At 65.5% G+C, this 22,240-nt stretch carries 23 protein-coding genes; 12 read left to right on the forward strand and 11 right to left on the reverse strand.

Translation table 11 applies throughout. The annotated features are described in order from the left end of the window. Positions 1-29 precede the first annotated feature (29 nt). The 3 genes from CH274_RS21590 to CH274_RS21600 form a co-directional block, all read right to left on the reverse strand. On the reverse strand, positions 30-1,175 hold the full coding sequence (locus CH274_RS21590; protein ID WP_373453943.1) for an acyl-CoA dehydrogenase family protein: 1,146 nt from the start codon (positions 1,173-1,175) through the stop codon (positions 30-32). Between the two features lie 69 nt (positions 1,176-1,244). Beyond that, positions 1,245-2,066, reverse strand: a complete 822-nt coding sequence (locus CH274_RS21595; RefSeq protein ID WP_094658900.1) for an SDR family oxidoreductase — start codon at positions 2,064-2,066, stop codon at positions 1,245-1,247. A 72-nt stretch (positions 2,067-2,138) separates the two neighbouring features. After that, positions 2,139-2,960, reverse strand: coding sequence for a sulfurtransferase (locus tag CH274_RS21600; RefSeq protein ID WP_032395208.1), 822 nt, complete (start codon positions 2,958-2,960; stop codon positions 2,139-2,141). Positions 2,961-3,025: 65 nt separating this feature from the next. On the opposite strand from CH274_RS21600, the gene CH274_RS21605 reads away from it, so the two are divergent. Continuing rightward, on the forward strand, positions 3,026-4,171 hold the full coding sequence (locus CH274_RS21605) for an NADH:flavin oxidoreductase (protein WP_032395209.1): 1,146 nt from the start codon (positions 3,026-3,028) through the stop codon (positions 4,169-4,171). A 33-nt stretch (positions 4,172-4,204) separates the two neighbouring features. Here CH274_RS21605 and CH274_RS21610 read toward each other — a convergent pair whose 3' ends face one another. Continuing rightward, positions 4,205-6,388, reverse strand: coding sequence for an HNH endonuclease signature motif containing protein (locus tag CH274_RS21610; protein ID WP_143546627.1), 2,184 nt, complete (start codon positions 6,386-6,388; stop codon positions 4,205-4,207). A gap of 140 nt (positions 6,389-6,528) precedes the next feature. Here CH274_RS21610 and CH274_RS21615 point away from each other — a divergent pair, with 140 nt between their 5' ends. Beyond that, positions 6,529-6,801, forward strand: coding sequence for a hypothetical protein (locus CH274_RS21615; protein WP_179272852.1), 273 nt, complete (start codon positions 6,529-6,531; stop codon positions 6,799-6,801). Here the strand turns inward: CH274_RS21615 and CH274_RS21620 are convergent. Next, on the reverse strand, positions 6,798-7,580 hold the full coding sequence (locus tag CH274_RS21620) for an IclR family transcriptional regulator (RefSeq protein WP_179275819.1): 783 nt from the start codon (positions 7,578-7,580) through the stop codon (positions 6,798-6,800). The genes CH274_RS21615 and CH274_RS21620 overlap by 4 nt on opposite strands. 143 nt (positions 7,581-7,723) lie before the next feature. Here CH274_RS21620 and CH274_RS21625 point away from each other — a divergent pair, with 143 nt between their 5' ends. Continuing rightward, on the forward strand, positions 7,724-8,485 hold the full coding sequence (locus CH274_RS21625; RefSeq protein ID WP_094658902.1) for a CoA transferase subunit A: 762 nt from the start codon (positions 7,724-7,726) through the stop codon (positions 8,483-8,485). Continuing rightward, entirely contained in the window at positions 8,482-9,123 is a 642-nt protein-coding gene (locus CH274_RS21630) for a 3-oxoacid CoA-transferase subunit B (RefSeq protein ID WP_094658903.1), read from the forward strand. Before CH274_RS21625 ends, CH274_RS21630 begins: the two co-directional genes overlap by 4 nt. A 68-nt stretch (positions 9,124-9,191) precedes the next feature. Here CH274_RS21630 and CH274_RS21635 read toward each other — a convergent pair whose 3' ends face one another. Then, the gene (locus CH274_RS21635; RefSeq protein ID WP_094646690.1) at positions 9,192-10,040 is read right to left on the reverse strand and encodes an aldo/keto reductase; all 849 of its coding nucleotides are present in this window, start codon (positions 10,038-10,040) and stop codon (positions 9,192-9,194) included. A 54-nt stretch (positions 10,041-10,094) separates the two neighbouring features. Here CH274_RS21635 and CH274_RS21640 point away from each other — a divergent pair, with 54 nt between their 5' ends. The 5 genes from CH274_RS21640 to CH274_RS21660 all read left to right on the forward strand — a co-directional run bounded on the left by CH274_RS21640 (position 10,095) and on the right by CH274_RS21660 (position 14,951). Continuing rightward, the gene (locus CH274_RS21640; RefSeq protein ID WP_032395214.1) at positions 10,095-11,768 is read left to right on the forward strand and encodes a phospholipase D family protein; all 1,674 of its coding nucleotides are present in this window, start codon (positions 10,095-10,097) and stop codon (positions 11,766-11,768) included. 44 nt (positions 11,769-11,812) lie between these two features. Then, entirely contained in the window at positions 11,813-12,766 is a 954-nt protein-coding gene (locus tag CH274_RS21645) for a 1-phosphofructokinase family hexose kinase (RefSeq protein WP_045198496.1), read from the forward strand. Next, entirely contained in the window at positions 12,763-13,512 is a 750-nt protein-coding gene (surE, locus tag CH274_RS21650) for a 5'/3'-nucleotidase SurE (RefSeq protein WP_094658904.1), read from the forward strand. Before CH274_RS21645 ends, surE begins: the two co-directional genes overlap by 4 nt. A gap of 94 nt (positions 13,513-13,606) precedes the next feature. Next, positions 13,607-14,659 carry a M4 family metallopeptidase gene (locus CH274_RS21655; protein WP_032395217.1) on the forward strand — a complete coding sequence of 351 codons (1,053 nt, stop codon included), beginning with the start codon at positions 13,607-13,609 and terminating at the stop codon, positions 14,657-14,659. A gap of 10 nt (positions 14,660-14,669) precedes the next feature. Further along, positions 14,670-14,951: a protealysin inhibitor emfourin gene (locus CH274_RS21660; protein WP_052049464.1), complete on the forward strand. Its 282-nt coding sequence runs from the start codon at positions 14,670-14,672 to the stop codon at positions 14,949-14,951. Between the two features lie 14 nt (positions 14,952-14,965). Here CH274_RS21660 and CH274_RS21665 read toward each other — a convergent pair whose 3' ends face one another. The 3 genes from CH274_RS21665 to CH274_RS21675 are packed head-to-tail and all read right to left on the reverse strand — an operon-like array spanning position 14,966 to position 18,047. After that, positions 14,966-15,625, reverse strand: a complete 660-nt coding sequence (locus tag CH274_RS21665; protein WP_094659123.1) for an NADPH-dependent F420 reductase — start codon at positions 15,623-15,625, stop codon at positions 14,966-14,968. A gap of 37 nt (positions 15,626-15,662) precedes the next feature. Further along, a complete protein-coding gene (locus CH274_RS21670) occupies positions 15,663-17,153 on the reverse strand; it encodes a flavin-containing monooxygenase (protein WP_094658905.1) in 1,491 nt (496 codons plus the stop codon). A gap of 27 nt (positions 17,154-17,180) precedes the next feature. Continuing rightward, positions 17,181-18,047 (reverse strand): SDR family oxidoreductase, encoded by an 867-nt coding sequence (locus tag CH274_RS21675; protein WP_094658906.1) that lies wholly within the window; start codon positions 18,045-18,047, stop codon positions 17,181-17,183. Positions 18,048-18,120: 73 nt separating this feature from the next. On the opposite strand from CH274_RS21675, the gene CH274_RS21680 reads away from it, so the two are divergent. Next, positions 18,121-18,765 carry a TetR/AcrR family transcriptional regulator gene (locus tag CH274_RS21680; protein WP_032395220.1) on the forward strand — a complete coding sequence of 215 codons (645 nt, stop codon included), beginning with the start codon at positions 18,121-18,123 and terminating at the stop codon, positions 18,763-18,765. An 8-nt stretch (positions 18,766-18,773) separates the two neighbouring features. On the opposite strand, the gene CH274_RS21685 is transcribed toward CH274_RS21680, so the two are convergent. Further along, entirely contained in the window at positions 18,774-19,775 is a 1,002-nt protein-coding gene (locus tag CH274_RS21685; protein ID WP_094658907.1) for an EamA family transporter, read from the reverse strand. A gap of 39 nt (positions 19,776-19,814) precedes the next feature. Here CH274_RS21685 and CH274_RS21690 point away from each other — a divergent pair, with 39 nt between their 5' ends. Together CH274_RS21690 and CH274_RS21695 are read left to right on the forward strand one after the other, a co-directional pair. Continuing rightward, positions 19,815-20,348, forward strand: a complete 534-nt coding sequence (locus CH274_RS21690; protein WP_032395222.1) for a CGNR zinc finger domain-containing protein — start codon at positions 19,815-19,817, stop codon at positions 20,346-20,348. A gap of 98 nt (positions 20,349-20,446) precedes the next feature. Then, the gene (locus CH274_RS21695; RefSeq protein ID WP_094658908.1) at positions 20,447-20,728 is read left to right on the forward strand and encodes a hypothetical protein; all 282 of its coding nucleotides are present in this window, start codon (positions 20,447-20,449) and stop codon (positions 20,726-20,728) included. A gap of 44 nt (positions 20,729-20,772) precedes the next feature. On the opposite strand, the gene CH274_RS21700 is transcribed toward CH274_RS21695, so the two are convergent. Next, entirely contained in the window at positions 20,773-22,224 is a 1,452-nt protein-coding gene (locus CH274_RS21700) for an aldehyde dehydrogenase family protein (protein WP_094658909.1), read from the reverse strand. Between the last annotated feature and the right edge of the window lie 16 nt (positions 22,225-22,240).

Consider the following 22,240-nt stretch of genomic DNA (forward strand, 5'->3'; position numbering starts at 1 on the left):
CAGGCTCACCTTGCTACGGTGGGCTACCTTCACAGGTATTTCTTCAGCTCCATCTTCGCGATAGACATCTTGTGCACCTCGTCCGGACCGTCGGCGAGCCGCAGCGTGCGGATGTGTGCGTACATCATCGCGAGCGGGAAGTCGTTGGACACTCCGCCACCGCCGTGAACCTGGATGGCACGATCGATGATCTTCAGCGCCATCTCGGGTGCCGCAACCTTGATCGCTGCGATCTCCGTGCGCGCTTCCTTGTTCCCGACGGTGTCCATCAGGTACGCGGCTTTGAACGTGAGCAACCTGGTCTTCTCGATCTCGATGCGCGCCTCGGCGATCCAGTCCTGAATGTTCGAGCGCATCGCCACCGGCTTGCCGAACGTCACGCGCGATACCGCACGGCGACAGAGCAATTCGAGTGCACGCTCGGCCACGCCGATCGTGCGCATGGCGTGGTGGATCCGGCCCGGTCCCAAGCGGGCCTGGCTGATGGCGAAGCCCTCACCCGGTCCCTTCAGCACATCCTTCGCCGGCACCCGCACGTCCTCGAAGAGCACCTCGGCGTGGCCTTCGCGGTCGATGTACCCGAACACCGGCAGGTTGCGCAGCACCGTGACACCGGGTGCGTCGATGGGAACCACCAGCATCGACTGCTGGCGGTGCGTAGCCGCCTCGGGATCGGTCTTGCCCATCACGATGAGCACCTTGCAGTTCTTGTGCATCGCATTGGACGTCCACCACTTGCGCCCGTTGAGAATGAAATCGTCACCGTCACGCTCCATCCTCATCGCGATGTTGGTGGCATCGGAGCTGGCCACGTCGGGCTCGGTCATCGCGAAGGCAGAACGAATGGTGCCGTCCAGCAACGGCTTCAAGTACTTCTCTTTGTGCTCGTCGGTGCCGAAGAGCGTGAACACCTCCATGTTGCCGGTGTCCGGAGCGTTGCAGTTGCATGCCTCGGGAGCGAGCAGGCTGCGGCCCATGATCTCGGCCAGCGGTGCGTATTCGAGGTTGGTCAGGCCCGGGCCCCACTCGGGATGCGGGTGGAACAAATTCCACAGTCCACGCGAGCGCGCTTCCTTCTTCAGGTCCTCGATGATCGGCGGCTGAAAGTGTGGGTCACCCGACTCGAGCATCTGCTGCTCGTACACTGCCTCGGCCGGATAGATGTGAGAGTCCATGAACTCCAACAGATCCGACTCGTACTTCTTCGCGCGGTCGGAGGTCTCGAAAAATGCCACGGTGGGCCCCTATCGGTTGTTGTCGAGCAAGCTGTCCTGGTAGCGACGCATGCCGCGCAACCACCGGTCGTAATCGGCACCCTTGTTGCGGTACATGTCCAGTACGTTCTCGTGCGGCAGGATCAGGAACTGCTCGCGGTCCATTGCGTCGAGCACCACATCGGCGACGTCGAGCGGTTCGAGCACGGCACCGGCACTGAGAACCGCGGCAGTTGCCGCCGCTCCCAATGCATCTCCGGATTCACGTCCCTCGTAGAGCAGTTTGGTGTTGACACCCATCGGGCACAGGCAGCTGACGCGGATGCCACGGTTGCCGTAGGTGACGTTCATCCATTCGGCGAATCCGACCGCCGCGTGCTTGGTGGTCGCGTAGGTCGCCGAGCCGATCTGGGTGAGCAAGCCGGCCGCGGACGCGGTGCTGACGAAGTAGCCCTCGCCGCGTTCGAGCCAACCCGGCACCAGCAACTGCGCGGCGCGAATGTGCGCGCGCACGTTGACGTCGAACGAGAGGTCCCAGTCCTGCTCGGCGGCGTCGAGTCCGGGTGCACCGCTGATGCCTGCGTTGGCGAAGTAGAGATCGACGGGTCCGAACGAATCCTCGGCCACCGCGATCAGCCGTCGAATGTCCTCGGTGTTCGACGCGTCCGCCGCAGCGGCGACGGCCGTTCCCGGCCGATCGCGTTCGATGGCGTCGACCACGGACCGGGCCGTGGACTCGTCGAGGTCGGAGACGACGACGCCTGCCCCGTGTTCGGTGAGCCGGGCAGCGATGGCACCGCCGATTCCGCCACCACCCCCGGTGACGATGGCAACTCTGCCTTCAACCTTCATGCCCCAGGTATAGTTGAAGTCAGTTTCAAGTTCAACCCTGGTTGCATGAACGCGCTGGTCAGGCGACGTGTCCTACGCCCGTGGGCGCGCCGGATCGGTGATCCATCCCGACCACGACCCCGGGTACAACGCCGCATCGATGCCCGCCAACTCGAGCGCGAGAATTTGATGTGCCGCAGTAACCCCCGATCCGCAGTAGACGGCGACGTCCTTCCCCTCGGGCACGAGTCCACCGAATGTGCCATCGAGTACCTCGGGAGGCAGGAAACGCCCATCCGCATCGACGTTCTCGGTCGTCGGACGATTGACCGCACCGGGGATGTGACCGGCGACGGGATCCACTGGCTCCACTTCTCCACGAAACCGTTCGGGTGCGCGGGCGTCGAGCAGGATGTTGTTCTGCGCGAAGTCGAGCACATCGTCGACATCGAGGACGCGTGCGAGCGATGGTCGGGCGGTGAACGATCCGGCCGCCACTATCGACGGCTCGGTCCCGATCGGAAATCCGGCTGCGACCCACTGGGCGAGGCCACCGTCGAGGACCCGAACGTCGCGGTGCCCGAAGTAGCGCAGCAGCCACCACGCGCGCGCCGCGGCGGTTGCTGGGCCTGCGTCGTAGACCACCACGGAGGAGTCGTCGTCGACCCCGGCGCCGCGCATCGCTGCGACGAACGTCTCGGCGTCGGGCAACGGGTGGCGTCCGCGACTGTCCGGCGGAGCCGCCAGCTCCGCGTCGAGGTCCACGAATTGCGCGTTCGGGATGTGGCCGGCTTCGTATCCGGCTCGGTCGCTGCCGGTGAGGAGCGTGAATCGGACGTCGAGTAGGACCGGGCCGCGCCCCATCTCGAAGAGGTCGTGCAGTTCGGCGGCAGAGATCAGCGGCGAAGGGCTCATAAGGCTTCGACGCTAACAGCCTCGCGTCGGGAATAGCTCGGTGTCGATGCAGGTTGCCCGCAGGCGTGACCGAAACTGCATCCACAACACAGCATCTGTCCACCGCCGGGCTTTTCGAGCCGTTCGAGGTCAAATCGCTGAAGCTGCGCAACCGCTTCGCCATGGCCCCGATGACGCGCGCTTTTTCCCCAGACGGCGTCCCCGGTCCCGATGTGGCCGAGTACTACCGCAAACGCGCTGCCGGTGGCACGAGCCTCATCATCACCGAGGGCACCTACATTCCCGATCCCGCCGCCGGCCCTCACACCCGCGTCCCGCGGATCTACGGTGACGCCAGCCTCGAGGGCTGGAAGGGCGTCGTCGACGCCGTGCACGCCGAGGGCAGCGCCATCATCCCGCAGCTGTGGCACCTCGGCGTCGAGCGCGGCACCGAACCCCGCCTGTTCCCGGACGTCACTACCGTCAGCCCGTCGGGGATTGCACTCGACGGTTCTTCGGTGGGTCGAGCATTCACCGACACCGACCTCGACGAACTCACCTCGCAGTGGGTACAGGCCGCGGTCAATGCGAAGAACACCGGTTTCGACGGCCTGGAGCTGCACGGCGCGCACGGGTATCTGCTCGACGAATTCCTTTGGGCCACAACCAACGTACGCGACGACGAGTTCGGCGGTTCCCTCGAAGCTCGGACGCGCTTCCCGGCGCAGGTTGTCGCCGCGATCCGCGCCGCGGTGGGCGAGGACTTCGCCATCGTGTACCGATTCTCGCAGTGGAAGAGCAATCACTTCGACGCCAGGATCGCACAGAACCCCGAGGAACTCGGACGAGTCCTGACTCCCCTGGTCGACGCCGGAGTGGACATCCTGCACGCCTCGACCCGTCGCCACTGGGATCCGGCATTCCCGGAGCTGGACGGCAACGACGGAAAGCTGGGCTTGGCCGGGTGGACCCGCAAGCTCACCGGCGTACCGACGATCACTGTCGGTTCGGTCGGCCTCGACTCGGTGTTCACCTCGGCATGGTCGGAGGACGCCGCATCCGGTGTCACCGGACTCGACGCGCTGGTCGGTCAGTTCCAGGACAACGAATTCGATCTGGTGGCCGTCGGACGTGCGCTGCTGTCCGACCCCGAGTGGGTGAACAAGGTCGGAGACGGCCGCGTAGACGAGCGCATCGAATTCACCCGCGACCACATTCAGCACCTGATCTGACCCAACGGGCACTTGTATCCACGGCAGCATCGCCTAGAACGGCGGTGCTGCCGTGTCGTCTGTCTCGGGCTGTTGGTTGTCGGGTGGGTTGGGGTAGGCGATGATTTCGGAGTTTCTCGGTTGGGTGGGGATGTGTGGTCTGAGGTCGTTGCCGAGGATGGGGACGGCGGTGCCGTTGGTGGGCAGTGTGATTCGGGTGGTCTTCGAGGTCGAGGTCCACAGGATGGCTCCGCCGGGGAGCATGGTGGCTTTCCAGTAGCCGGCGGTTTTGACGCAGTGGTGGTACTCGCACAGACACTGCAGATTGCCCACGGTGGTCCAGCCGCCGCCGAGAGGGTTGGTGTGGTCGAACGGGTTGATGTGGTCGAGTTGGCAGCGGGCGGCGGGGCGGTGGCAGCCGGGGAAGCGGCAGTGTTTGTCGCGGAGTCGGACCGCTGCGGTGGTGAGAGTGTCGGGTCGGTAGATCAGTGCGCGGTCGGTGAGGGGGTCGCGGGAGACCGACTTTCCGAGGGTGGGGTCGGCGGCGATGGCGGCTTCGAGTGCGGCGGCGAGGGAGGCGTTGCCGAGGTAGATGCCGGAGGAGGTGTGGCTTGCAGTGGGGATCGTTCGGTTGTTGCGCCGGATCGCGGAGGGCAGGTCGAGGGCAGAGCTGTGCCGTGTGCCCCGGCCGACGGGAGTGTGGGTACAGAACAGCGCTGCGGCGGAGGTCAGCGATTGCGTCCGCCGTTGCCTGTCCGCGCCTGCCCCGGTCTCGGTCTCGGTCTCGGTCTCGGTCTCGGTCTCGGTCTCGGTCTCGGTCTCGGAAGGAGCTGAATGGGCAGAGGTGTCCCCCGCGTGATCCTCCGTCTGATGATTCTCCGTCTGGTCGTGCTTTGAAGTCGGTGATGTCGCCGTGCCCGGTTCCGGCGGGATAACTGTTCCTGGCGTGGGGCTTGTTGTCGGTGGTGGTACTGGTGTCGGCGGGACCGCCCCGGGGCGCTCTGGAGCAGATCCTGTTTCGGTTCGGTCGGGTGCAGTGCCGGACTTCGGCGGAAGCATTGGCCCAGGCGTTTGCGCGGGGATCGGTGCTGCATCGGTGTCGACATCGACGGAAGTGCCTGTGGACGTGCAAGTCTCGGGTTCCGACTCGGTCTCGGTCTGGGGCTCCGGGTTGCTGTCGGTGCGGCTGTGGGTCTCGGCCGCGCGTCTTCCCGACGCAGCGTTCGTCCCTGAGTCGGCGTCCGTGTCCGTGTCCGCTGTCGCTGCCGACCCTGGGTCCTGTTCCTGAGCTCGGGTTTTCGGTGTTCGTTCCCATTCCCCGGTTTCCGGGTTCTGCACAGCCAGTCCGAGTTTTTCAGCGAGGGTGACTGCGTCGGTGAGCAGGATCTGCCATTGACTGTTGCGCGCGAGTTCTCGGGCGAGGTCAGGATCGATGGAACCGTGCCCGGCCAGATACGCCGGGTTCGCGAGCAACCCGATCAAGGTGGCTATATCGACGGTGATCATCGTGAGCGGCACCCGCCGATCGGGCAGCACCGCATCCTTCTTGGGGCAGTCCTCCCGTTGGCACAGGCACGCCAGTTGGGGTTCGCCGTGCATGCGGGCCATGAACGCATCACACAGGCGTTCCTTCTTCCCGCGCGGATCTTTCGGGCACAAGGTGTCGGCCATCTCCTCGAGCAACTGCCACGCAGCGGCAGCTTCCGGGGCGGTCAACTCCGCCCGGATCCGGGCCAGTTCCCCGGCCGGGGTGTAGGTGACGGTGCGGAACCTCTTCGCGAACTCGCGTAGTGCGGCTGCTTCTTCCGGGGCGGCCCGCAGGAGGATGTCCCAGATCTCCTTCTCGAGTGGACCCGGTGACAACCGGTGGGCTGCTTCGACGACCTCGGCTTCGACGGAGGTGACGATGTCGTCTGAGAGGTTGTCGAGGATCCGGCATGCCGTGCGCACCCGCGGAAGGTCGATCTCCCCGGTCTCGAATGCGTCCCGCAGCAGTGGCAGTCGCGTGTGCAGGGCGACGGCGATGGACACGTACGATTCGGCGACCGTCGCCGAGCACCCCAACGCGACGGCCATTTCGGTGCGCCCGTATCGGCTGTACTGCTTGTACTTGATGTCGTGGGTGATCCAGCTCCGATGGACCTCGTAACAGGCGGTGATCTTGCGGGCCGCCTGCCGATTCTCCGCACGCGCAGCAGCAGTCAACGCCTCCAGTGACACGATCGGTACAGCACCCATCTTCCACCCCCCGGTGAGCCGAAACAAGAACGCCTGTTCGAACAAGAAAACAGTAACCCGGGCCACCGACAAGATTGCTGGAGCCGAACAGCAGGCGACTGACCTGCCATTGTTCGCCGCGTCGTTCTACACTCCACCCCATGAGCGAGCCTGATTCCACGGCGTCCGAGATGGCCGAGTTGCGAGCTCGGGCACACGAGGGCGATCACGACGCCCTCGACCAGTTGGTCGAACTCGCAGGTTCTCGAAACGACCTCGACGAACTCCGCTCTCTCGCCGATGCGGGCAGCAGCGATGCCGTCGACATCCTCGTCGAGCTCGCCGGTGAACGCGGCGACCGCGAGGAGTTGCAGAGGTTGGCCACCGCAGGCAGTCAGGACGCCGCGGACATTCTCGAAGAGATGGACAGTTAGCCGGGGCTGGGACGCTCCCCCAGTTGCACGGTGAGTCGATGGGCGGCGTCGAGCAGCAGCTTGCCCAGCTCACGTCGTCGATCATCACGGAATCGCGTCTCGACACCCGTCAGGCTCAGCGCCCACGCAGGACCTCCGGCACGGTCGAACACGGCAGCACCGAGACCCCAGCTACCTTCCACCAGCAATCCAGGGTTCACGGCGAACCCCGTTGTCCTGGTGAGTCCCACGCGATGTCGAATCGCGTTGTCCGAGTGCGTCTCTCCCCACTCGGGAACCAAGTCGACTCCACCCAGGTACTCGTCCACCTCCCGATCGGGAAGGTGAGCGAGAATGGCCAGACCTGCGGACGCCACCCCGAGCGGAAGCCGAATGCCCTCGTACAACACGTGCGAACGCAACGGAAAGCTCCCCTCCACTCGAAGCAGGCACACGGTCTCCGCTCCGCGCCGGACCGACAGGAACGCACTCTCTCCGCTCTCGGCAGCCAACGCCTGCACTATCTTTCGAGCCTTGTCGGTGATGTCGTAGCGCAATGCCGCCATCGACCCGAGCAGGTAGATCTCCGGGCCCAGTGACCAGTGGCCGGTGGCGGCGTCGCGGTCGATGAACCCTTGGTCGGCCAGAGACGCCAAGAGGCGATGTGCAGTCGGTCGCGCGATACCGGTCGCCCGAGCGAGCGCGGTGGTCGAGGCACCCGACGGCTCCTCGCTTCCCGCCGCGCGCAGCAACGAACAGATCTTGCCGATCACACTTGCGTTGGCTTCCGCTGAGGTCACCTGGCCATAGTACGTCCACTCAGTGGACGCCGAGCCCGCATCCGTTCACCGAACGAGCAAAAACCGGCATTCTCCGCATCCAAATACACAGCTCAGGTTCACTGGGTTCAACGTTTGCTCAACGAACACATCAGGAGCTGCAAGTGACTGGAAAGACCTACGTGTCCGCCGCCGAGGCGGTCGCGGACATCGGCCGAGGAGCGACCATCGCGGTCGGTGGCTTCGGATTGTGCGGCATCCCCGACGCCCTCATCGAGGCCATCGCGAACACCGACGCCACCGAGCTCGAAGTGTTCTCCAACAACTGCGGCGTCGACGGCTACGGGCTCGGAATCCTGCTGGCAGCCGGACGCATTCGCCGTGTCACCGCGTCGTATGTCGGTGAGAACAAGGAGTTCGCCCGCCAGTACCTCGCCGGCGAACTGGAGGTCGAGCTCACCCCGCAGGGCACGCTCGCCGAGCGACTTCGCGCCGGCGGCAACGGTGTTCCCGCGTTCTTCACTCCGGCCGGAGTGGGCAGCCCCATCGCCGACGGCGGAATGCCGTGGCGCTACGCCGCCGACGGATCCGTCTCGATCGCGTCGCCGCCCAAGGAGACTCGGGTGTTCGGCGACAAGCGCTACGTTCTCGAGGAGTCCATCAATGCCGACTTCGCACTGGTGCACGCCGAGATCGGTGACACCGCAGGAAATCTCGTATTCGACAAGACGGCGATGAACTTCAACCCCCTCGCCGCGATGGCAGGCAAGATCACCATCGCGCAGGTCGAGAAGCTCGTCGAGCCGGGCGAGATCGATCCGGCCCACGTACATCTTCCCGGAGTGTTCGTCCAACGTGTCGTGCACACCGGGCCACAGGACAGGCGCATCGAAAAGCGCACCGTCAGTTCAGGAGTTCGAGCATGAATACAGGGTGGACACGCGACCAGATGGCCGAACGCGCCGCAGCGGAAATGGTCGACGGGGAGTACGTCAATCTCGGCATCGGACTGCCGACGTTGATCCCGGGGTACCTCACCGACGCGGTCAAGGTCACCCTGCACTCGGAGAACGGCATCCTCGGCACCGGGCCGTACCCCACCGAGGACGAGGTCGACGCCAATCTCATCAACGCGGGCAAGGAGACGGTCACCGTCAATCCCGGTGCCGCGTACTTCGATTCGTCGTTGAGCTTCGGCATGATTCGCGGTGGCCACATCGACACCGCCGTGTTGGGCGGCATGCAGGTCTCACGCACCGGCGACCTCGCCAACTGGATGGTGCCCGGCAAGATGGTCAAGGGCATGGGCGGTGCGATGGACCTCGTGCACGGTGCCCGGCGCGTCATCGTCGTCATGGAACACACCGACCGCGACGGAAACCCGAAGATACTCGACGCCTGCACTCTGCCGTTGACCGGACAGGGCGTCGTGAATCGCATCATCACCAACCTCGCCGTCATCGACGTCGTCGGCGACGGTGCCCTCGCACTGGCCGAGCTCGCACCCGGTGTCACTTCCGAAGAGGTCACCGCCGCAACGGGATCCGCACTCACGATCCCGTGACACAGATGTCGTGATACCACTGTGGGCTCGAACGTATCGACAACGTTCGAGCCCACAGTTCGAGGTATCTAGTCCGGAATCATGTCGAAGGTGTCCGGGTTCGGGCCGTTACGACCCTGTTCACCCTTGTCCAGGGCCGTGATGGCGTCGACGTCGGCGGAGCTGAGCTCGAAGTCGAAGATCTCGAAGTTGGCCTTGACACGCTCCGGCGTCACCGACTTCGGGAAGATGATGTTGCCCCGCTGAATGTGCCAGCGCAGCACCACCTGAGCGACGGATTTGCCTGTTGCGTCGGCGATTCGCTTCAGTTCGGGGTCGTCGAGAACGTTTCCCTGAGCGATCGGCGACCACGCCTCGGTGGGGATGGCGTGCTCACGGCCGTAGGCCCACACGTCGTTGTTGACGAAGTACGGGTGCACCTCGATCTGGTTCACCGCGGGGACCGTCTCGGTCTCCTCCGCCAACCGATCGAGGTGGGCCGGCTGGAAGTTGGATACGCCGATGTTGTGGGCGCGCCCGTCGGCGACGAACTCCTCCAACGTCTTCCAGGTGGAGACGAAGTCTCCGTCGTAGCGAGTCGGGAGCGGCCAGTGGATCAGAAAGAGGTCCACGTAGTCGGTTCCGAGGTCGCTGAGGGTCTTGTCGAATGCCGTTCGCGCGTCGTCGGGCTTGTGGAAGCCGTTGTTGAGCTTGCTGGTGACGAAGACCGACTCGCGGTCGAGGCCGGAGTTGCGAATACCTTCGCCGACCTGCTTCTCGTTGCCGTACATCTCGGCCGTGTCGATATGGCGGTAGCCGATTTCTAGTGCCGTTTCGACAGCCTTCGCCGTCTCGTCGGGATCGATCTGGAACACGCCGAAACCGAGCTGCGGGATCTGCTTGCCGTTTCTGAGCGTGACGTTGGGTACCTGAGTCATGACGCTCGGGTGCCCGCCCTCTCGGTGCTTCAAACCGGATGAAATGATGCGGTCGTGATAGTGCAGCGCATCCGGCGCGTCGTCGACCGTGTCTCCGAAAGCCTCGGCCGATCCTCCTCAGCCTTGATCTCTCCGGAGCGGCACTTCGACCCCGCTCATCCGTGGTTCCTCACTGCCACCGAACGCGGCAACGACGACACTCGAATCACGGCCTGGACGGAGGGCAACCGCGTCCAGAATCTCGTGCACGGCAAGACGTACTTCGCGGCGTTGGCGAAGGCGCTCGAGAAGACCGAGCGCGACGATCTGGTGCTCTTCACCGATTGGCGCGGCGACCCGGAGCAGATGCTCACCGACGACGGCGTGACCGTCGAGGATGCACTCGCCGACGTCGCGCACCGCGGTGGTGTCGTCAAAGGCATGGTGTGGCGCTCGCACATCGAGACGCTCGGTTTCACCGGACCGAAGAATCGCAAGCTCGCCCTTCGCCTCGAGGAGGCCGGTGGCGAGGTGATCCTCGACCAGCGCGTGCTGGTGACCGGAAGCCACCACCAGAAGTTCGTGGTCGTGCGGTACGGCAGGAAAGACCTGCCCGACATCGCGTTCGTCGGCGGGATCGACCTGGCCCGTGCCCGACGCGACGACGCCGATCATTTCGGTGATCCGATCTCACGCCCCTTCCCGCCCGAGTACGGGGAGATCCCGGCCTGGCACGACGTGCAGGTGCAGCTCGAGGGCCCGGCGGTGCGGGACGTCGAGGACGTCTTTCGCGAGCGGTGGGAGGATCCCGCAGCCCTGTCCCGACTGCCGTGGCACGCGATACCCGACATGATCCGAGGCGTGACGCGTGAGCCGTCGGAACTGCCGCCTGCGGCACCGGCTCCGGAACCTCGGGGCACGTGCTCGGTGCAGCTGTTGCGCACCTACCCCAGGCGGCGTCCCGCCTACCCGTTCGCGACCAAGGGCGAACGCAGTGCAGCCCGGGCGTACGCCAAGGCACTCGACCGCGCCACCGAATTGATCTACATCGAGGATCAGTACCTGTGGTCGGTCGACGTCGCCCGCGTGTTTGCGGTTGCGTTGCGTCGCAAGCCGAACCTGAAGCTGGTGGTGGTGGTTCCCAAGCACCTCGACGACGACAGCGCACTCACCATTCCCTCTGCGCTGCTGGGGCACTCGGCCGCGCTCGAGGTCATCCGCGCTGCCGGAGGTGATCGCGTACTGGTTCTCGACATCGAGAACGACCGCGGAATACCTGTGTACGTGCATTCGAAGGTCTGCATCATCGACGACGTGTGGACCGCGGTGGGCTCGGACAACTTCAATCGTCGTTCGTGGACCCATGATTCGGAGCTGACGGCGGCCATCGTCGACGAAGAACGCGACACCCGCGAACCCCTCGACCCCGCAGGCCTGGGCGACGGTGCCCGTACCCATGCCCGCAACCTGCGCCTGGAGCTCATTCGCGAACACCTCGGCCGGGCCGATGGTGACGACGCCGACCTGGTGGATCCACAGCAGTTCTTCGATGCGATCTCGGCCTGTGCGACGGCACTCGACGAATGGCACCGCAACCCGTCCTCGGGCCCGCGCCCGACCGGCAGGCTGCGCCGACACGAGATCTCCGTGCCGCCCGTCTGGCAGCAGCGACTCGCTGCGTTCGCGTACCGGCTGTTCGTCGACCCCGACGGCCGCCCGATCGGAATGCGCCTGCGCCGTCGCTTCTGACGTGCTTGCCGTTTCGGACCTGACATATCGGGCATTCGACCTCGATGCCTCCCTCCCCTCGCGAACTCAGTGCTCTCGTCTTCGCCCCATCCCCACTGTTGACGGTGACCCTCGACCGAGCCCCCAACGGCAACACCGAACTGCACGTGCACGCAGGCGGCCAAGGCCATTGGATCGCCCGGATGGCCACGGTGCTCGGCCTCGACGTGACACTGACGGGAGTGTTCGGCGGCGAGATCGGGGGCATTCTTCGCGACATCGTCGAGCGGGAGGGCATCACCGTCGTCTCCGTCGACATCGGCCAGGAGAGCGGTTCGTACGTTCACGATCGCCGCAGCGGTGAGCGCGAGATCCTGGCCACTGTCGACCCGCCGCCGCTGGCCCGGCACGCCCTCGACGACCTGTTCAGCGCCGCCCTCGCCGCCGGTGCCCGCAGCGACGTCGCCATTCTCGGCGGACCGCACGAAGACGACATCGTTCCGCCCGAGGTGTACGAGCGGCTGTGCGCGGACCTCACCGCCCTGGGCAAGACGGTGGTGGCCGACCTCTCGGGACCGACCATGATCGCCGCGCTCGCCGGCGGCCTGACGGTGCTCAAGGTCAGCCACGAGGACCTCATCGCCGACGGCCGGGCCGAGTCCGAGGACCCGGCGCACCTGATCGATTCGATGCGGCAGATGCACGACGACGGCGCGGAGATCGTCGTGATCTCGCGGGCCGGAGATCCGGCCCTGGCGCTGGTCGACGGTGACGTGCTCGAGATCGTCACGCCGGGGCTGCGCATGGTCGATCACCACGGAGCAGGCGATTCGATGAGTGCAGGCATCGCCGCGGGGCTGGCTCAGGGACTGTCGGTCCCCGAGGCGTTGCGACTCGGCGGCGGAGCGGGCACGGCCAACGTCACGCGCCGTGGCCTCGGTAGCGGGCGACGCGACCTGGTTCTCGGCCTCACCGAAGCGGTGGAGGTTCGTCCGTACGAGAAGGCAGGCAAGAAATGAGAGCCCTGATCACCAACGACGACGGCGTGTCCAGTGAGGGCATCGCCCTGCTCGCACGCGTGGCAGTGGAAGCCGGCCTCGACGTCGTCGTCGCCGCGCCGCACGAGGAGCGCAGCGGGGCCAGCGCGTCCTTGACGGGCATGGGCGTCGACGATCACCTCGGTATCGGGTCCGTCGCCATTGCCGGTCTTCCCGACGTGCCGGCCTACGCGGTGCAGGCGTCACCCGCTCTCATCGCGTTCGTGGCCACCCGCGGGGCGTTCGGCGACCCCCCGGATCTGGTGCTCTCCGGAATCAATCACGGACCGAACACCGGTGCCGCCGTACTGCATTCGGGCACGGTCGGAGCCGCGTTGACGGCACTGACGCATCGGGTCCCGGCAATGGCTCTGTCGTCGATCGCCACGGAGCCTGCCCATTGGGCGACGGCCGAGCACGTGGCCCGCATCGCGGTGACGTGGATGATGTCCCACGGCCCGTCCGATGCCGTCGTCAACGTCAACGTCCCGGACGTTCCGCTCGCGGAGTTGGCGGGAATCGTGCCCGCATCTCTGGCCCGCTACGGCGCGGTCCAGGCCGAAATAGGCGATCGCGGGGAGGATTTCGTCACCGTTCGTTTCGACGAGATCCGAGCCGAGGACGACGATTCCGACGCGTCGCTGTTGGCCCGCAACTGGGCGACGTTGACGGCGATCCGTCCGCCCAGCGAGGTGGAGGGAATCGACCTGTCTGCGATGCGCAGCTGACCTGATTCGTTCGAGCTCACCGAGATGTGTCGGTGAGCTCGTGCACACTGGGAACCATCACCGCACATGCCACGGACCTAGGGGGTCACCGCGTATGACGTTCCATTCTGTAGTTCCACCGTTTCTGCTCGAGCGGCTGCAGGGGCCGGGTGCTCGCGCCACTCTGCTCGCCGATCGTGAGATGCGCGCAGGCCGCGAGGTGGTGCAGGCGCGCACCGCCATCGCCCCGCGCACCGGCGGCACGCTCGAGCGCACGATCTCCGACGCGCAGTCCACTCGTGATCTACCCGGCCGGCAAGTACGTGCCGAGGGCGAGGATCCCACGGGCGATGCCGCGACCGACGAGGCGTACGACGGCCTCGGTGCCACATACGCGTTCTTCGACGAGGTCTACGGCTACTCGAGTCTCGACGGAAGCGGCCTGCCCCTCGACGCGACCGTGCACTACGGCCAGGACTACGACAACGCGTTCTGGGACGGCTCGCGCATGGTGTTCGGCGACGGTGACGGTGAGGTGTTCGCTCGATTCACCGTCTCGCTCGGCGTCATCGCACACGAACTCGCGCACGGGTTCACGCAGTACACCACCCCGCTCGAGTACAAGGACCAGGCCGGCGCGCTGAACGAGTCGATCTCCGATGTGTTCGGCGCATTGGTCGAGCAGTACACAGCCGGGCAGAACGCCGAGGACGCCTCGTGGCTGATCGGCGAAGGCCTGTTCCTGCCTGCAGTGCAAGGTAAGGCGTTGCGCTCGCTGCTCGAGCCCGGAACCGCCTACGACGACGACGTGCTCGGTAAGGATCCGCAGCCGGCCAGCATGGACGATTTCGTCGTCACCACCGAGGACGACGGTGGCGTGCACATCAATTCGGGTATCCCGAACCGCGCGTTCGCCGTTGCGGCCACCACGCTCGGAGGTCCGGCCTGGGACCGCATCGGGCAGGTCTGGTTCGACACGATGACCGTCGGCGGACTGTCCCCGACAGTCGATTTCGCCGGGTTCTCGGCCGCGACCCTCGCCGCAGCAACCAAGCGATTCGGAGCCGGTTCAGACGTTGCCGAGGCCGTGGCCACGGGTTGGTCTACCGTGGGGGTGAAGACAACAGGGCTCGAGTCCCTACCGAAGCCGAGCGACGATCGGGTGTGATCGAGAGCAGATGAGCCTGCGCATCGAGGTACTGCGAACCGGTGGTGTCGCCGGGATGTCCAAGCGCGGCGTCGTCGAGACCGACGAGCCGGAATGGCAGTCGTTGGTCGAGGCCGCGCAGCCGTACATCGCCGATCAGCAGGCCGCCGATCCGGCCGAGTCCAACGCCCGCGACACCTTCGTGTGGAGTGTGTCGGTGGGTGAGCACTCGTGCCGGGTGGGCGATTCCAGCCTGACCGGCCCGCTACGCGACCTCGCGGAGCGCACACTCCGCGAGGGTCGCGTCCGGTAGCGCGATAACCTCGTTCAGGCCTTCCACTCCGCACTGCGTTCGTCGGTCGCCTGACCCAGCGCCTCGACGAGAGCGTCGATTCCGAAGTCCTTGCCGTACGACGGCGTTCCCGGCTGCTGACGCCACGACTGGGCGAGGGTTCCGCCGTCGGCGGGGTCGAATCCGAGCTCGTCGATGACCGAGAAGACCAGCTTCTTCGAATCGTCGTCGTCGCCTGCGATCGGTAGTGCGATTCGACCTCTGGTCCCGGCGGGCACACCCTTCTCGAGCAGGTGCTTGTACCAGATTCCGTTGAACGCCTTGATGACCGGCTCGCCGAGTTGCTGAGAGACCCACACGCTTTCGGGCGTCCCACCCTCGATGTCCTCGATCAACCCGTCCCGCTGCTGCGGGTAGTAGTTGTTGGTCTCGATGATCGGGGCCCCGGGCTTGCGGGCGGAAGCAATTCCCGGAGCGAGATCGGGAACGTTCTTCTGCGGAATGCTCAGCAGCACCAGGTCTGCGTCCTGCGCGGCCTCCGCGGCCCAGACGGCCGTCGCTCCGGTCTCCGCTGCCAGGTCCGCCAGCGTTTCCGGGTCACGTGAATTCGAGAATCTGATCTCGTGACCGAGCGCCGCCCAACGCCGAACGAGGGTGCCGCCGATCAGTCCACTTCCGATGATTCCAATTTTCATATCGAGAACCAACACACTCGACCCGAAACAATTCCCGTCAGGATCCGATCGAGACCTTCGCGCGCGGACGGCCGAACTTCATGGCCTTGTCCACCACCTTGCCGTAGCGCAGTACCGGAAGGTCGCGGAAGTAGTTCATGCGCAGCGTCCACGGGGTCTCGCTGCCCTGCCTGGGGAAGTTGTCCACCGCCCGCAGAACGTAGCCCGCGGCGAAGTCGAGGAACGGTTCTTCGTCGATGGACGGGTCGCGCTCGAGTTCGACGGTGCTGTATCCCTTCTCGTCCATGTGCGCGAGCAGTCGCATCACGTAGTTCGAGACCATGTCGGCTTTGAGCGTCCACGAGGCGTTGGTGTATCCGACGACGAAGGCGAAGTTGGGGATACCGGTGAGCATCATGCCCTTGTAGGCCATGGTGCTGGGCAGGTCGACGTCCTTGCCGTCGACGCGGAACGTCGCGCCGCCCAATGCAGACAGATTCAATCCCGTTGCGGTGACGACGATATCGGCATCGAGGTGCTGGCCGGACTTCAGCTTCAGTCCGGTCTCGGTGAACGTGTCGATGTGGTCGGTGACGATCGAGACCTCGTCTTTGCGAATCGAGCGAAACAGATCGTTGTCGGGCACCAGGCACAGCCGCTGATCCCACGGGTTGTAGGACGGGGTGAAGTGGGTGTCGAGGTCGTACCCCTTCGGCAGCCACCCTTCCTGCATCGTCCGGATCCGCTTCTTCATGAACTCCGGATACTTCTGGCTCAGGGTGTAGATCAGCATCGCCATGGATACGTTCTTGAGCCGAGTGGCGCTGTAGGCCAATTTCTTCGGCAGGCGCTTGCGAAGGGTCAGCGCAATCGGATCCTGCGACGGAAGTGAGAGGACGTAGCTGGGCGAGCGCTGCAGCAACGTGACGTGCTCGGCATCGCGAGCCAGATTGGGGGCCAACGTGATTGCCGTGGCACCACTGCCGATCACGACGATCTTCTTGCCCGACCAGTCCAAATCCTCGGGCCAGTGCTGCGGGTGGATCACCTGGCCGCCGAACTTGTCCTGTCCGGCGAACTCGGGACTGAAGCCCTTGTCGTAGTCGTAGTAGCCGCTGCAGGAGAACACGAACGACGCGGTGACCGTGACCGTCTCGTTCGTATCGCTTCGATGCGCGGTCACCGTCCAGAACTGCTGCTCGGACGACCATTCGAGAGCGACGACCTTGTGATGGAACCGGATGTGCTTCTCGACGCCTGCTTCTCGCGCGGTCTCGACGATGTAGTTGCGGATGTCGGTGCCGTCGGCGATGGATTTCTCCCCCATCCACGGCTTGAAGCTGTATCCGAGGGTGTACATGTCGGAGTCGGAGCGAATTCCGGGGTAGCGGAACAGATCCCACGTTCCCCCGATAGCGCCGCGGCTCTCGAGAATTGCGTAGGTCTTGCCGGGCAGATCGTGCCCCAGGTGGCGCGCGGCACCGATCCCGGACAGGCCGGCACCGATGATGAGGACGTCGACCTCGGGAGTGGGCAGTACGGCAGTCATGTCAACGATTCCTTCGATGTCTTTCGATCAGCTGGTCTTGTTGCGAGCGCTCTCGGACCTGCCGAGGCGGGCCACTTCCTCGTCCATCTTCGGCAGGATCGTCGGCACGTGTTCGAGCATGCTGCGATCGCCGACCCGCGAGGTGATGACGGCTTTGAACCACGACGCAGCTCCCACCCACCGCGGCACGTAGACGCGACGCTTGCGCTTGGCCAGGCCGTCGACGAAGGCGTCGACGCACTGGTCGACGGTCATCGTCTTACCCAGCGGGCCCGGGAGCACCGCGAGCAGATCCTGGAATGCGGTGAGGTCGGACTTGGCGTCCTGCACCATCGGCGTATCGATCCAGGCCATGTGTGCCGAGCCGACGTCGACGCCTCGATAGTTGACCTCGAGCCGGAGCGCATTCGCAAAGTGTTCTGCTGCAGCCTTACTGGCGTTGTACGCGGCCAGGCCGGGGCACGGGGTGAACGCCGCGAGCGAGGAGACGACGAGGACGTAGCCGTTGCGTTCGATGAGCGACGGCAGCGCGGCGCGGACGGTGTTGAACACGCCCATCACGTTGATGTCCATGACACGTTGGAACGTGGCGGGATCGACCTGCATGATCGATCCGTAGCTGGCAATTCCGGCGTTCGCGAGCACCAGGTCGATGCCGCCGTACGCCTCGATTCCGCCGTCGACGGCCCGCTGCATGTCGTCGAGGTTCCGGACGTCGGCGACGAACGCGGTTGCCTTCAACTGGGCCGCGACCTCGCGGAGCGGGGCTTCGTCGACATCGACGAGGATCAGCTGGGCACCTCGGCCGGCGAGCGCCCGCGCCGTCGCGGCACCGATCCCCCGTGCCGCCCCGGTGATCAGAACGACCTTGTTCCGTAGCGTCGACGCCGCCATGTGCTCCCCCTCGATCGGAATGCCTGTCTGCGAACACTTTGCATCTGATACCGAGCGGTGTCAAGATCTGTCTGTGACCATCCCTCACAGTGAAGTCGGCCGCACCTACCGAGGTGCCGATCCTCGGCAGCGGCAGCAGGAGCGTCGGATTCGCCTGCTCGACGCAGCCGTCGAAGTCTTCGGCACCACCGGCTACCGGACCGCAACCGTGGAGAAGGTGTGCAGCGAGGCGGGCCTGACCAAGCGCTACTTCTACGAGTCCTTCACCAACAGCGAGGACCTGCTGATGGCGACCTACGCCCGCGCCACCGACGCCATGCGCGAGAACATCCTCGCCGGTGCCGCCGCCGAGGCCGACTCCACCGAGCAGGTGCTTCGAGCCGCTCTCACCGGCTTCTTCACCTTCGTCGCCGAGAATCCGAAATCTGCGCGCATCGCCTTCGTCGAGATTCTCGGGGTCTCGTCCACCGTCGATGCGCTCTACCGCAAGACCACGACCTCGTTCTCGGAGACCGTGCTCCAGGTGGCCGAGGCGGTCGGTTCCGGCCACGGGCTCGCCGGGCCGAACCGTCGAACACTGGCTATGGGCCTGGTGGGCGCGGTCCTCACCATCGCCCAACAATGGCTGCTCTCTCCCGAGCGCGAACCGTTGGATTCGGTGATCGCCAGCGCCCACACCATCCTCGCCGCCGTGGTCTTCGGCCGCGTCGACGGTTGACCGTCAGGTCACGGCCTGCTCTGCAGCGGCTCCACCGGCTCCTCCGCCGTGGCTCGCTCGCCGGACTTGACGACGACCACGCCGAGCAGAACCAGTGCGCCACCGGCCAATTGGATCGGCGCCGGGGCCTGACCGAGCAGCAACCACGCGAACACAAGTGCGGCAACGACTTCCATCAATCCCATGAACGATGCCAACCGTGACCCGAGGCGTCGGCCCGCGGCGATCCCGAGGACGTAGGCCAGTGCGGCCGTCACGACGCCGAGGCCGATGATCGGGACCCACCACGGCACAACCGCATCGACGAAGGTGACGTCGGTGAGCGGGGCCGCGAACGGGACGATACCGATCAGCCCTGCGACCAACAGGATGAGACCACCGGTGAGCAGGCCGGCCCCGGCGAGCACGATCGGCGGGAGTCCGTTGCTCTCGTCCGCCGACAGCACCCAGTAGACGGCCGCACCGGCCATCGAGCCCAGCGCCCACAGCACACCGACGGTGTCGACGTCGGCACCGGAGATCAGGTCGAGCACGAGCACCAGACCCATCGCGGCCAGCAGTGCGCCCACCACGGTCAGCCGACCCGGTCGCTGTTGGTGACGGAACCACATCCAGCCGATGACGGCCACGGGCGAGGTGAACTCGATCAGCAGCGCCACCCCCACCTCCATCCGTCCGACGGCGTTGAAGAACGCGAGCTGGCAGCCTGCCACAGCAAAGGCTCCGTAGGCGAGCAGCAGCTTCCAGTTCTTCACCACCAGGCTCCATCGCCCACGCAACGCGAGGATCGACGGAATCAGCAGGACGGCCGCCGCCAGCAGGATTCGCGCGGTCACCGCAGCCCCGGCCGTCCAGCCGGCGTCGAGCAGTCCCGTCGCGAGCGAACCGGAGAGCCCGAAGGACGCCGCCGAGAGCAGCGCGAAACCGAGTCCCGAGAGTCGCCGCGACCGCGCCGCAGCGTCGTGGGTGGCCGCGAGATCTAACTGCGCGTCATGAGTGTAAGCCGTCATGACATGTGACAGTAGGGAGTGACTTGGTAAGGTGTCAACATGCTTTTTGCTCATGACGCGGAATTGTCGTTGCTGTCCGCCGTGGCCTTGGTCAATTCGGCCGAGGACCCGGACACGCTGACCACGCGGGAGCAGCTCGCCGAGTTCTTCACCGAACAGGGGTACTCCGGGCGGTTCGACGGCGACGACGCCGAGCTCGAGGCGGTGAGGGCACTGCGGCCGACCCTGCGCGCACTGCTGACCAGCAGCCGCGACGACGCGGTGGTCGAGGTCAACCGATTGCTGGCCGAGTCCTCGGCCCTGCCCCGACTGGTTCGTCACGGAGATCTCGACTGGCATATCCATGCCGTCGCCGACGACAGTCCCCTCGTGACCCGCATCGTGGTCGAGACCGCGATGGCCATGATCGACGTCATCCGGGCAGACGAGCTCTCGCGCTTCGACGTCTGCGCCGATCCGGACTGCAACGGGCTGGTGCTCGACCTCTCACGCAACCGGTCGCGTCGGTTCTGCAGCACCACGTGCGGCAACCGCGCAGCCGTTGCCGCGTATCGAGCACGCAAGGCCCAGTAGGACCGCGGGGCTTAGTCGATCGGCTTTCGGGTATTCCACGATCGAACTGATCGAAAGGAATTACTCCCATGGTCGAGAAAAGGCCTCCCGTATCAAGCATGTCCAGAGCTGTCGTCAACATGTTGGCCGTCGTACTGATCTTTGCCGGAATTGCCTCAATCGGCGGCCTGATCGCCGCATTGGCCGGCGGCTTCGAGGGTTGGGCCATCGTTGCGGGCATCGCGGTAATCGTGCTGTTCGCCGGCGGATATCTGGCCGTACGCGAGGGCGCTCGTCGTCGATCCAGCGAGTCCACGCAGGTCGTCTACGCGCCGGACCACACCGACGAACTGTTCGACGTCGACCCCAACACCGGCGAGCGGACCCCGCACCGCGACTAGCGTTTGGATGCGGGGCCGCTGCAGGTTCGAAACGGCTGTGGGGCTCAGAACGGATATCTCTGGATGTCCGACTGCATCGTGACCCACTGCAGGTCACAGAAGGTGTCGAGGTTGACGGTGGTGCCGAAGTGCCCACCCGAACCCGAGGCCTTCACGCCACCGAACGGGGCGACCGCCTCGTCGTCGACCGTCTGATCATTGATGTGTACTGCGCCGGAACGGATTCGGTCCGCCAACTCGTACGCCGCGAACGGATTCGCGGTGACGATCGCAACGGACAGGCCGTATTCCGATGAATTGATGATCTCGATCGCCTCGTCCACGGTGCGGTACGTGGTGATGGGTGCGACCGGGCCGAAGATCTCCTCGGTGAACGCCGGCGAATCCTTCGGCACGTTGCCGAGCACGGTCGGCCGATAGTGGAGACCGTCGAACGTTCCGCCTGCAGCCAGTTCGGCACCGGCCGTCACCGTGCTCTGCACGATGCCGTCGACTCGCTTCAGTTGGTTCTCGTCGATGATGGGCCCCAACGCATTCGACGGGTCGGTCGGGTCTCCGACGGTGATGCGTGCGGCGATCTTCGCAAGCTCCGCGGTGTACTGCTCGGCGAGATGCTCGGGAACGAGGTGCCGGCCCGACGCCATGCAGATCTGCCCCTGGTGCAGGAACGATCCCCATGCGCCCGCCGATGCGGCGGCCTCGATGTCTGCGTCGGGCAGCACGAGGAACGCGTTGTTCCCGCCGAGTTCGAGGTGGACCTTCTTCAGTAGTGGCGCTGCAGCTTCCGCGATTCGCCGGCCGGCCGCCGTGGACCCGGTGAACGAGATGCACGGGACATCGGGGTGCGAGACGAGAGCGGCTCCCACATCGGCACCCGAGGGCAGTACGTGCAACAGACCGTCCGGCAGGCCCGCTTCGGCGAAGATCTCGGCGAGGATCAGACCACCCGAAATCGGCGTTCGCGGATCGGGTTTGAGAACGACGGCATTGCCGACGGCCAGAGCAGGCGCGACCGACCGCATCGACAGCACTGCCGGGAAGTTGAACGGACTGATCACGCCGACGACGCCCATCGGAACGTAACGACCCACCGAGAAACGCGATTTCGCGCTCCGCAGCACCTGCCCGTAGGGCTGCGACGCGAGAGCGGCGGCCTCGGTCAGCTCGGCGAGAACCAGTCCGATCTCGGCCCCCGCCTTGCCGTGACTCGATCCCGATTCGGGAACCAACCACCGCGTCAGACGCTCGGGATCGTCCGCGAGAAGCTCCGCGGCCCTCGTCATGACCGACGCTCGCTCGGTGTACGGCTTGGCGGCCCATTCCTTCTGCGCACGTGCAGCTTTCGCGACTGCTCGATCGAGGTCGGCGACGTCGGCGGCACCGACGGTGGCCACGACCGACCCGTCGGACGGCGCGGTCACGTCGAGGGTTCCACCACCGCCGTCCACCCATCCGCCGTCGAAGATCTTTGCCGTCCACGCCAGTGTGTTCGCCATGTCAGTCCTGCTCTTT

Origin of the sequence: Rhodococcus sp. 06-418-5 (genome assembly GCF_002258285.1) — a bacterium.
GTDB lineage: Bacteria > Actinomycetota > Actinomycetes > Mycobacteriales > Mycobacteriaceae > Rhodococcoides.